Origin of the sequence: Citrobacter telavivensis, from assembly GCA_009363175.1 — a bacterium.
In the GTDB taxonomy this organism is placed as follows: Bacteria; Pseudomonadota; Gammaproteobacteria; order Enterobacterales; family Enterobacteriaceae; genus Citrobacter_A; species Citrobacter_A telavivensis.
The window spans coordinates 881,219-892,745 of record CP045205.1 but is presented as its reverse complement, the minus strand read 5'-3'; the positions used below and the strand labels follow the sequence as shown (position 1 = coordinate 892,745).

9 protein-coding genes and 2 pseudogenes are annotated in these 11,527 nt (G+C 55.7%); 6 read left to right on the top strand and 5 right to left on the bottom strand.

Annotated features, from left to right (window positions below):
* Positions 1-161 precede the first annotated feature (161 nt).
* Positions 162-1,511, top strand: a complete 1,350-nt coding sequence (gene lysC / locus GBC03_06455) for a lysine-sensitive aspartokinase 3 (protein QFS69868.1) — start codon at positions 162-164, stop codon at positions 1,509-1,511.
* Between the two features lie 98 nt (positions 1,512-1,609).
* Here the strand turns inward: lysC and GBC03_06450 are convergent, their stop codons facing one another.
* From GBC03_06450 to GBC03_06440, 3 genes are read right to left on the bottom strand one after another with little or no spacing between them, the layout of a single operon-like run.
* A complete protein-coding gene (locus tag GBC03_06450) occupies positions 1,610-2,395 on the bottom strand; it encodes a nucleotidyltransferase (GenBank protein ID QFS69867.1) in 786 nt (261 codons plus the stop codon).
* 6 nt (positions 2,396-2,401) lie between these two features.
* Positions 2,402-3,628, bottom strand: a complete 1,227-nt coding sequence (locus GBC03_06445) for an RtcB family protein (protein ID QFS69866.1) — start codon at positions 3,626-3,628, stop codon at positions 2,402-2,404.
* A 5-nt stretch (positions 3,629-3,633) separates the two neighbouring features.
* Positions 3,634-4,761 (bottom strand): slipin family protein, encoded by a 1,128-nt coding sequence (locus GBC03_06440; GenBank protein QFS69865.1) that lies wholly within the window; start codon positions 4,759-4,761, stop codon positions 3,634-3,636.
* 139 nt (positions 4,762-4,900) lie between these two features.
* On the opposite strand from GBC03_06440, the pseudogene GBC03_06435 reads away from it, so the two are divergent.
* From GBC03_06435 to panS, 3 genes and pseudogenes are all read left to right on the top strand, one after another.
* Positions 4,901-5,108 (top strand): annotated as a pseudogene (locus GBC03_06435) (hypothetical protein).
* Between the two features lie 106 nt (positions 5,109-5,214).
* The gene (locus GBC03_06430; GenBank protein ID QFS69864.1) at positions 5,215-6,795 is read left to right on the top strand and encodes an AAA family ATPase; all 1,581 of its coding nucleotides are present in this window, start codon (positions 5,215-5,217) and stop codon (positions 6,793-6,795) included.
* Between the two features lie 236 nt (positions 6,796-7,031).
* Positions 7,032-7,973 carry a ketopantoate/pantoate/pantothenate transporter PanS gene (gene panS / locus GBC03_06425; protein ID QFS69863.1) on the top strand — a complete coding sequence of 314 codons (942 nt, stop codon included), beginning with the start codon at positions 7,032-7,034 and terminating at the stop codon, positions 7,971-7,973.
* A gap of 32 nt (positions 7,974-8,005) precedes the next feature.
* Here panS and GBC03_06420 read toward each other — a convergent pair whose 3' ends face one another.
* Together GBC03_06420 and GBC03_06415 are read right to left on the bottom strand one after the other, a co-directional pair.
* Positions 8,006-8,344 (bottom strand): XRE family transcriptional regulator, encoded by a 339-nt coding sequence (locus GBC03_06420; GenBank protein QFS69862.1) that lies wholly within the window; start codon positions 8,342-8,344, stop codon positions 8,006-8,008.
* A pseudogene (locus tag GBC03_06415) lies at positions 8,341-8,696 on the bottom strand (type II toxin-antitoxin system RelE/ParE family toxin). The gene GBC03_06420 and the pseudogene GBC03_06415 overlap by 4 nt, the downstream one beginning before the upstream one ends.
* Positions 8,697-9,178: 482 nt before the next feature.
* On the opposite strand from GBC03_06415, the gene GBC03_06410 reads away from it, so the two are divergent.
* Together GBC03_06410 and GBC03_06405 are read left to right on the top strand one after the other, a co-directional pair.
* Positions 9,179-10,654 (top strand): PTS sugar transporter, encoded by a 1,476-nt coding sequence (locus GBC03_06410; protein ID QFS73929.1) that lies wholly within the window; start codon positions 9,179-9,181, stop codon positions 10,652-10,654.
* Between the two features lie 27 nt (positions 10,655-10,681).
* Positions 10,682-11,524 carry a histidine biosynthesis protein gene (locus tag GBC03_06405; protein QFS69861.1) on the top strand — a complete coding sequence of 281 codons (843 nt, stop codon included), beginning with the start codon at positions 10,682-10,684 and terminating at the stop codon, positions 11,522-11,524.
* The last annotated feature ends 3 nt before the right edge of the window (positions 11,525-11,527 follow it).

Here is an 11,527-nt window from a genome sequence, read left to right as displayed (position 1 = left end):
ACCATTACTGAGGCTAAACGCAGCATGAAAAATCCGCATAATCCCAGCGTTGACAGTCCAGGCCACACATTTTATTTATAAATACGGTATTTGCGCCTGCACCGGTTTCTGTTCTGCCTTTGTGCCCAGGTCGCTTTCTCACTCCCTGACACGAGGTTGTTATGACAGAAATCGTTGTTTCCAAATTTGGCGGAACCAGCGTCGCTGATTTCGATGCCATGAACCGCAGCGCCGACGTGGTGCTTTCCGATGCAAACGTGCGTTTAGTGGTGCTCTCCGCTTCCGCAGGCATCACTAATTTACTGGTTGCACTGGCTGAAGGTCTGGAACCCACCGAACGCTTCGAGAAACTCGACGCTATCCGCAAAATTCAATTCGATATCCTGGAACGTCTGCGTTATCCAAACGTTATTCGTGAAGAGATCGAACGTCTGCTGGAAAATATCACCACGCTGGCGGAAGCGGCCTCACTCGCCACTTCCACCGCGCTGACGGATGAACTGGTCAGCCACGGCGAACTGATGTCTACTCTGCTGTTTGTTGAAATCCTGCGTGAGCGTCACGTTCAGGCGCAGTGGTTCGATGTGCGTAAAGTGATGCGTACCAACGATCGCTTTGGTCGCGCCGAACCTGACGTCGCGGCGCTGGCAGAACTGGCAACGCTGCAACTGACCCCACGTCTGAACGAAGGGCTGGTGATCACTCAGGGGTTCATCGGCAGCGAAGGCAAAGGGCGCACAACCACACTCGGACGCGGCGGCAGCGACTACACGGCGGCCCTGTTGGCCGAAGCGCTCCATGCCGCGCGTGTCGATATCTGGACGGACGTTCCGGGCATCTACACCACCGATCCTCGCGTGGTGCCTGCGGCGCAGCGCATTGATGAAATCGCCTTTGAAGAGGCGGCGGAAATGGCCACCTTTGGTGCGAAAGTGCTGCATCCGGCCACCCTGCTGCCCGCCGTGCGCAGCGATATCCCGGTCTTCGTCGGCTCCAGTAAAGATCCGAAAGCGGGCGGTACGCTGGTCTGCAATAAAACCCAGAATCCACCGCTGTTCCGCGCGCTGGCGCTGCGTCGTAAACAAACCCTGTTAACGCTGCACAGCCTGAATATGCTGCACTCGCGCGGTTTCCTGGCCGAAGTATTCGGTATTCTGGCACGCCATAATATCTCGGTCGATCTGATCACCACCTCCGAAGTGAGCGTGGCGCTAACGCTGGATACCACCGGCTCGACCTCCACTGGCGATACGCTGCTGACGCAGTCGCTGCTAATGGAACTGTCTGCCTTGTGTCGGGTGGAGGTTGAAGAGGGTCTCGCGCTGGTTGCGCTGATTGGTAACGATCTGTCGAAAGCCTGCGGCGTCGGCAAAGAGGTGTTCGGCGTGCTGGAACCGTTCAATATCCGTATGATTTGCTATGGCGCTTCCAGCCATAACCTCTGTTTCCTGGTGCCTGGCACCGAAGCCGAGCAAGTGGTGCAAAAACTGCACCAGAATTTGTTTGAGTGATATAGATTCAATGCCGGATGGCGGCGCTCCGCGCTTTATCCGGCCTACAAATTTTGCCCACGTAGGCCCGATAAGCGCAGCGCCATCGGGCAACGTAGTCATACCATCACCGTCTCATAAAGCAGTTTATCCAGTGCCTTCACGTCGCCTTCCCGGCTGTCCGGCAGCGTGGGCGGGATTTCGCCTCTCGCCAGTTCAGCGTGGATGAACGCATGCAGCAACGGACGGCGCGGACCATACTCCGCCTCTCCCGCACGCTGTTTGCGCGCCAGCAGTTCGTCTATCTCCTGACGTAACGGCGCCTCCAGTTCGCTTCCGGCCAGCAGTTCGGCAAAGCGCATGGGCGGAACGCCTTTACCCGCTTCGACCCAACGCACCGCCAGCAGCGGACGCAGGACGTAGAAGTATTTTTTCAGCCGCACCTCTTCTCCCTGCAAATAGCCGCGAAAGTTTTTTCGCGCCATCGAGTAGTAATGCCAACGTGCGCGAAGTGGAGAAAACCACTGCGGTATCATCGTTTTAAGTGCGCTGACCGTGACCTCATCCTGCTGATAAACCACCGGGGAATCCAGCCACTCGATCAGCGTCGGGTTGGCCCCCTTCAGCAGTCCCAGCGCTTTACGCCACTCCCAGCCGCACACGTCCAGTTCATCGTCTATCGGCAGCTCGATCACGTCGCGCGGCGCGTCGACCCGCAGATACCACTGTGGCGGATGAACATACAAAAACCGCACATCGTAATCACTATCCGGCGAGGCAAATCCCCAGCCGCGACTCCCTGACTCGCAGGCATACAGCACCCTGACGCCGTAACGCGTTTCCACTTCTTTGAGTTGCCGCGCGACCCGTTCGCGCATCGCGGCACTCACTGCATTTTTCGCCATCTTCTTTTATCCTTTTACACACACCACCTGCCGCAGCGTATGCACGATCTCCACCAGTGAAGACTGCGCCGCCATCACGGCATCAATGTCTTTGTAAGCCATTGGAATTTCATCGATCACCTCGCTGTCTTTACGGCATTCAACGTGGGCCGTCGCGCGGATCTGATCCGCCACGGTAAAGCGTTTTTTGGCCGCCGTTCGGCTCATGGTTCTTCCTGCGCCATGGCTGCAGGAGCAGAAGCTCTCTTCATTCCCCAGCCCACGCACGATGAAGCTTTTCGCCCCCATCGACCCCGGAATAATCCCCATCTGGCCTTTCTGCGCTGAAACAGCGCCTTTACGCGTCACCAGCACCTCTTCACCAAAGTGACGCTCTTTTTGCACATAGTTATGGTGGCAATTCACCGCTTCCTGCTGGGTGATAAACGGTTTACTCACGATGCGCGACAGCGCGGCCAGGACACGGGACATCATCACCTCCCGGTTTTGCCGGGCAAAATCCTGCGCCCATTCCACCGCTTCAATGTAGTCGTTGTAGTGCTGGCTCTCTTCCTGGAAGTACGCCAGGTTTCGGTCCGGGAGATTCGCGATATGCTGCTGCATATCCTGCTGCGCCAGCGTGATGAAAACGTTGCCGATGGCATTCCCCACGCCGCGCGAGCCGCTGTGCAACATCACCCAGACGCGCTGCTGCTCATCCAGACAAACCTCAATGAAGTGGTTACCGGTTCCCAATGTTCCCAGATGCTGATAGTTGTTGGTCTTCAGCAACGAGGGATACTTGTCAGTCAGGCGCTTAAAGCGCGGTGCCAGCATCCCCCAGTGAGTACTCACCTCCTCTGGCGGCGTATCCCACGCGCCTTTGTCGCGACGGGAGCGCGTATTCGTACGCCCGTGTGGAACGGCCTGCTCAATCGCGCTCCGCAACCCGCTGAGGTTATCCGGCAGATCGCCGGCCAGCAGCGAAGTACGCACTGCGATCATCCCACAGCCGATATCCACCCCTACTGCCGCCGGAATAATCGCCCCTTTGGTTGGGATCACGCTGCCGATGGTCGACCCTTTCCCCAGATGCACATCCGGCATCACCGCCAGGTGTTTAAAAATAAACGGCATCTTCGCCGTGTTCAGCAGTTGCTGGCGCGCTTCGGGCTCCACCGGAACGCCGTGCGTCCACATTTTCACCGGCGCCGCGTTCTGCGACGCCAACAGCGCATAGTCGTTATGTGCCATGTTTCTTATCCTTTAATGTTCACTAAGCCGTGCAGAACCTGGTCCAGGCCACCGAATACCGAGATTTTATCGATACGCTCCGCCACTCTTTCGAGGGTTTCCAGCTCTTTTAAGCGCAGCGCTACCGGGTTGTTTTCCATCACTTTCGCCGTATTCAACAGCGAGCGCGTCGCGGCCGTTTCTTCACGACGGCGGATCACGTTGGCCTGCGCCGATTTTTCCGCTTCAACCAGACGGGACAGAATCGTTTTCATATCCCCCGGCAACACGATGTCCTTCACGCCCAGCGAGGCCACGTCGATGCCATAGGGCGCCATACGTTTTTTCACCTGCGCGCTGACTACGTCATCAATCACCTGCTTATCTTCCAGCAACTCATCCAGCGTGCGCGTCCCGACGGCTTCACGCAGTGCAAACTGCAGTTCGCGGTACAGATGATCGAGCGGTTTAGTGAGCTGCGCAAAAGCCTGCAGCACGTCGCTGTAACGCCAGTTCGCCGCCAGATTCAGACGCAGGTTGACCTTATCTTTGGTCAAAATTTCCTGACCGCCCACTTCCAGTACCTGCAAACGGGTATCCACCACTTCCGCGTCAACCAGATGATTCACTTTCCAGTACGCCGTCAGACCCGGCGGCAACAGCGCCTGCGTCTCACCGTCAATTTTCAACACACCCGCATGCCAGGCCGGAACCTGCACGGTGAGCATCGCTTCACGACCTTTAACCGCACCGTTACGTCGCGGTTGCAGGACCGCATTCATGACCTCTGTGGGCACCTGAACCTGACGCGTATCCATGCGTACCAGTTTCAACGCCTCGTCGGCTCGCCAGTACAAACGGCGCGTGGACGGCGGCAGGATCTCCTGCAACACCTCATTCATGTATAACGCCCCCGCTTCGCTGTCGTTAAGATCGACGGCCAGACCGTAACGCGTTACCCAGTCCGGCTGAAAACGGCGTAAATAATTCGCCAGCGCTTCCGGCACTTCGCTACCGTCCAGATTAACCACCAGCACCTCTGGCGTATTGAACCACGGCAGACGGTGTTCACCCGCCTCCAGAACCTGATAGTAGTCGCCGTTTTTCGCTAACAGACCTAATTGTCCTTTGCGGATAGTGATTTTCTTCGTCATTTTTCTCTTTTCCTTATCAAAGTCAGGTGCGGGTGCGGAGGCGAAGCTACAGGGGAATTCCCTTTTGCCTGCGGCGCGGCATCGTGACCGGCAACCTGTTTTGGGGCCTGCTGACTGCGCAGTACCCGTTTTTATTTCTATGATTAACAACCAGTTTCATTGGGAGAATGAATCGGGAATCGAACCCATTGTTCAGGTGTCATCGGTTGACGGAACACCTCCGGAAAACAGCCGCTGCCGTTCCTGACGTGCCGGCGGGGTTTAACCCCCTGCGCTTTCAACGTGTTGACGAGAGTGTTATTGCCAGAAGCGTGCCAGAACGAAAAAAAGACAAAATTAATTTTTAATTATCTGATTAATAATGGATTAATTTTTATCGCCAATAATGGTGATTGCAGATGCCTTCCGTATTTTTTATCTTTCAATATCGATATTTATCTTTTGGGATAAACCATGAAAAAGCGGCGGGTGGTGATTGGCGTGCTGGGCACGGTGCTGGATAAACGCGGCAAGCGGGCAAACCGGCTCAAGAAATGGCGACCAACGGTCGGACTGTGTCAACAGCCGGATTTCCCGGTCGATCGACTGGAGCTTATCCACCAGCCACGCGATGCCGGGATGTGTCAGCAACTGGCGGAGGATATCAACCTGCTCTCCCCACATACCCAGGTCCGCCCGCATGCGATCACCATTGCCGATCCGTGGGATTTCGAAGAGGTCTATGCCGCGTTCCTCGACTTTGCCACGCACTACACCTTCGATACCGAGAACGAAGAGTATCTGGTGCACATCACCACCGGCACTCACGTGGCACAAATTTGCTGGTTCCTGTTGACGGAAGCCCGCTATCTGCCCGCCAGCCTGCTGCAAACCGGCCCCGCGCCGAAGGGCGCTCCACCGGAGGACGTTGCCGCTGGCACCTGTTCGGTTATCGATCTCGATTTAAGCCGCTATGCCACGCTCACCAGTCGCTTTCAGCGTGAGCAGCAGCAGTCGGTCTCCTTCCTCAAAGCCGGTATCGAGACGCGCAATGCTACCTTCAACAAACTGATTGACCGCATTGAGCGCGTGGCCTTGCGCTCAGGCGATCCTATCCTGCTCACCGGCCCGACCGGCGCGGGGAAATCCTTCCTCGCCAAACGGATTTTCCAGCTTCGCCAGTCGCGACATCTGGTGGGTGGAAAACTGGTAGCGGTTAACTGCGCTACCCTGCGCGGCGATAACGCTATGTCGACGCTGTTTGGACATGTGAAAGGCGCGTTTACAGGTGCCCTGTCATCGCGAACCGGACTGTTACGCGAAGCCGACGGCGGGGTGCTGTTTCTGGATGAAATCGCTGAACTGGGGCTGGACGAACAGGCCATGCTGCTGAAAGCGATCGAGGAGAAAACCTTCTTCCCGTTTGGCTCAGATAAAGAGGTGCACAGCGACTTCCAGTTGATTGCCGGCACCCATCGCGATATGCCACAGTGGGTCGCCGAAGGGCGTTTTCGCGAAGATCTCTACGCACGTATTAACATGTGGCGCTTTGCCTTGCCCGGCCTTGCCCAGCGGCGTGAAGACATTGCCCCTAACGTTGAGTATGAGTTGCAACGTTTCTCCCGCAGTCGACAGAATCAGATCCGCTTTGATAAAGAGGCGCGCGAACGCTATCTGGCGTTTGCCTGTTCGCCCCAGGCGCAGTGGCGCGGCAATTTCCGCGAGCTGAGCTCCTCCGTCGCGCGAATGGCAACGCTGGCTGAGCAAGGGCGTATTACGCCCGCCCTCGTCGAAGAAGAGATCGCGCTTTTGCAGGAGAGTTGGGGGGAGACGGCGTTGCAACCGGAACGAGAGATGGAACTCGACCTCTTTGACCGCCGCCAACTGGAAACGGTGCTCGAGGTATGCCGACGCAGCGCATCGTTGTCCGAAGCCGGACGTGAACTCTTCGCCGTCTCCCGACAGAAGAAAGCCAATCCCAACGATGCCGACCGTCTGCGTAAGTACCTCGCACGGTTCGGCCTGAGCTGGGAAAATCTCAAAGTCAGAACATGAGCATATACACAAAATCATTCGAGTTGCATCAAGGCGGCAACTGAGAGAATCCCCTGGAGCTTACATAAGTAAGTGACAGGGGTGAACGAAGACAGCCAACGCTGAGGCAGCTTGAAGGATAAAGTGTATAATTTGTTTGAATAATATTCCTTCACACGATAAAAACTAACTATGGTTGGGCTCGATCCCAACCGGTTAATAACAAGCAAACACAACATACGTGCAAGGAAAACAACATGCTCGCCACTCTCACCAGGCTGTTCCCGTTATGGGCGCTGCTGCTCTCTGTTATTGCGTATTACACGCCAACCACCTTTACGCCTGTCGGCCCGTGGGTGACGACACTGCTGATGCTGATCATGTTCGGTATGGGCGTTCATCTGAAAGTGGATGATTTCAAACGCGTGCTTTCGCGCCCTGCGCCGGTTGCGGCCGGGATCTTCCTGCACTATCTGGTGATGCCGCTCGCGGCATGGATACTGGCGCTGGCGTTTAACATGCCGCCGGAACTCTCTGCCGGGATGGTACTGGTCGGTAGCGTGGCCAGCGGCACGGCATCTAACGTCATGATCTATCTGGCGAAAGGGGATGTGGCGCTCTCGGTGACGATCTCATCCGTTTCCACCCTGGTGGGCGTGGTCGCCACGCCGCTGCTAACACGTATGTATGTCGATGCGCATATTCAGGTTGATGTGATGGGCATGCTGCTCAGTATTTTGCAGATTGTGGTGATCCCGATTGCCCTGGGCCTGGTGATCCACCACCTGTTCCCGCGCGTGGTGAAGGCAGTTGAGCCTTACCTGCCTGCGTTTTCGATGGTCTGCATTCTGGCAATCATCAGCGCGGTGGTCGCGGGTTCCGCGGCGCATATCGCGTCCGTCGGCTTCGTGGTGATTATCGCCGTGATCCTGCACAACACTATCGGCCTGCTCGGCGGTTACTGGGGGGGACGTCTGTTTGGCTTTGACGAGTCAACCTGCCGCACGCTGGCAATCGAGGTTGGAATGCAAAACTCAGGCCTCGCCGCCGCGCTGGGTAAAATTTACTTCGGACCGCTCGCTGCGCTGCCTGGCGCACTGTTCTCCGTCTGGCACAACCTTTCCGGTTCCCTGCTGGCCGGCTACTGGTCCGGTAAACCGATTGATAAGCCGCAACGGAATACGGTTAAAGAAAGTTAAAGGCACAGGCCCGATATGACGAAAAACCGGGCCTAACCTACCTGCACCGTCACCGGTATTCCTAACTTCATCAGCATCATGACCAATGCATCCAGGGTAAATTTGCTCGCTTTCTGGTTAACGACATCGGAAACGCGGGGCCGCGAGATATTTAATCTCACCGCCGCCTCTGATTGTTTCATGTGATTTTCTTCAATCCAGACAGCGATTTCCTGCATAAGCTGTTGTTTGAGACGGATGAGTTGTTCCACTTCACGTTCTGCGTCTTGTTGAAGGTGTTTGGCTTCTGCGTCATCAAAGCCTGGTTCAGCAAAAATATTCGCCTGTGCAGAAGTGACATGACGAATTTTAGTATCCACTTCGTGGCTCATTGACGCCTCCTGTGTTCCTGACAGACCGCCTGAAAGCGAACCTGCGCAATGTGTTTATCCTGCCCGGAAGTCCGCTGCGTTTTCTTACTGAAACAGTGCAGCACATAGACGGTATCCTCAAAGCGGGCAAGGTAGATAATCCGGTATGCTCCAGCTTCATTACGTAATCGGAGCTCTTCAACACCACGCCCAATCTCAGGCATCGGTTTCCAGTCAGCAGCCTCTAATCCCGCCTGGACACGATGTAGTGGGTAACCGGCATCTTTACGTACCTCTGGCGGGAAATCGCGCAGTCTTCGAAAGAATGCCCGACCCAGGCAACAGATCTAAGTACCTGCTTGTTTAGCAGCATATCGCATCCTTGTATAAAATTTTATACGCATTTGTTGAGTAAAATACAAGCGCACCATCCCTGCTCGGGTAAACTAATTCAGGCAAGACATATCGTCACTTCAGAAAGGCATAATCTGCGAGGCGCTTTCCAGGTTATTCCTTCTTTTGGTACTTCAACTCCCGGTACAGTATTTGAAGTGCATCACAAAACAACAAATAACAACATAAAACAAAAAACAACGTAACCCCTGAATTTTCATAAAATTAAGCCAGTCACATTGTCTCATCGGTTATTGTCATCGATCTTTTCATGTTGCTTTATTTTGTTTTGATTGGGAATATGATTCCACTACAACACAGATAACCCCTTACCCTACCTTTGAGGCCGCTATGAAAAAAATTGCGATTATTGGAAGCAGTGGAGGCAACCTCTACAACCTGGGTGGCGCCGAGCCAGAAAAGTTACTCCAGGAGATTTATCAGCAGTGCGAAGCCGCAGGTGTGGATGTCGCCGCCGTGCAGTTCATCGCGGCAGATGCCTCGATGGATGTCGCTAAACCTGACACCCCCGCCTCCGTCTATGCATTAACCACAGAAAACCAAACAAAACCACAACGCATCTTCCAGGGCAAACTCTCTGAGGTGAATGCCTCCGTCGTCGAGAGCGATAGTCGGATAGCCGGAATGATCCGCCGTGGTGAGATCGACGGGATCGTCGTGATGAGCGCCGATCCGGTAAAAGCAAACCAGGCCGTTTTTGATGCCGCCGTGGAGATGAAAACCCCTATCGTCGGCACCGGAGGCACGTCGATGGCACTGGTCGCCGCAAAAGGCGCCAATGTGGTCGCGACTTCAGGCACAACCGGCACCACCAGCCGCACCCGCGCGGTCTCCTTCGTGGCTTCGCTGTGTAAATACTGGGGCATCAAGTACAAACCCCAGTTGGGCAGCGCGTCACCTTCACAGGGCGGTTCCGGAAAGAGCCTGCTCAAGCGCTTTAACATTCGCAGCATCATGATTCCAGCGCTACCGGGCTTTATCGCGATGGCGATCGTACTCGCCCTGAGCCACATTCCCGGGCTGGAAAAACTCAACGATATCTTTGAAATCCTGCTGAAAGGGCTGCCGGTGCTGGTTGCTGTGCTGGCGGCAAAACAGATTTCCGAACTTGATGAAGTTTCTATTGTGGCCGGGGTCGTCGCCGGGGTGCTTTCTGTTGAAGGCGGCCTGATCGGCGGGATTATTGGCGGCGTGATGGCCGGGATTTTTGTGCGCTGGTTGTTTGAACTGTGCCTGAACTGGCGCTTCCCGATGACCACCGTCAACATCGTTGCTGGCGGTATTTCGGGCCTGGCTGCCGGCTTGATCATGCACTATCTGTTGAGCCCACTGGCGCTCTCCGCGGGTAACTACATCAAACTGGCTATCGAAAGCACGCTGGCATTTAGTCCGATTCTTGCCGGGCTGCTGGCCGGTCTGGTTATCTGGCCTGCCATTCTGGGTGGCGTCTATCACGCGGTCATCCTGCCACTGGTGCTGCTGGAGATGGAAAAATCCGGCGTCAGCTTCCTCGGTGCAGTGGACATGGTCGGGCTGGTCATGGTCGCAGCCGGTATCAACCTGGCCAACGTCATCGCGCCACGCGAAAAAAGCGAAGCGGCCGTTGCCACACCAGGACTGCTTATCAACCTGGGCTTCGGGACCTTCGTGGAATCCGCCTACCCCTTCATGTTCGCCAACAAAATCGTCTTTGGCTCCGCCATTTTCTGGGCAGGAATGGGCGGCATGATGCTCGGCTTCTTTAACGTCAAAGGGGTGGCCTACGTTCCGGCTTTCGCCTCACCGTTCTTATCCAGCAATGCGCTGCAGATGGCTATCGTGATGGCCACCGTCATGATCATGACCTGCATTACCACCATCGTTGCGAACCGTTTTAAGGCTGTCGTACAGAGTGAATCTGTGCCGTCTGCCCGTTAATTAATGCACCAACACCAGAGGTACACCATGTTTAAAGGCGATATGAATAAAAAACGCGCCAAAGCGTTACAGAAAGTGAAAGATGCCATCGCGTTGCACGGCGGGCAAACCATCCTCAGTACGGGGATCACCGGCGACGATGCGCGCCTGGCGAAAGCGGTGTGTGAAGCAGGCGTGAAACTGCTGGAGCCCAACCATCCGGCACTGGCGTTGGCTCGCGGACACAAGGGGGTGAGCAACATGCACGCTGCGGAGCAAATCCGCCACGAAATCACCAACGGTCAGATGGCAGAAGCGGTACACGGTGTGCGTAATGTGGTGCCGGACGACATCTTCATCACCGTGGGTATTGCGGGCGGGTTTACCGAAACGCTGCCCGTGCCGCTCAGTGAAACGGAGATTCTGGAGATTGCCCGCGCCGGGGCCGACGGTTTACACACCCACAAATCTGACTGGGACGACCTGCAGGACATCGTCAACCTCGCCCATGAATATGGCCTGACCGTTGACGCCTACATTGGTCATCCGGATGACCTGCATACCTTCGGCATTCCGGCACGCACCCCGGAAGAGGTCGCCAGCGTGGCGAAGCGCATGCAGGAGATGGGGGTCGATATGATCGGCCTGATGACCGGGATGAGCTATGAGGGCGTGGCGGCAGGCGATATCCCGCAGATGATTAAAGACCGTCTTCGGGCGCTGGTTAGCGCGGTGGACGTCCCGACGCTGGCAGAAGGCGGAATTAACCTCGCCAATGCCAAAGCGTTTAAGGACACCGGGGTCAATATTCTGGTCGTCGGCACGGCAATCGACAATATGGTTTGCAATGCCGCTAAAGAGGCCGTAGCCCCCTTTATTGCGCACGCATAACCA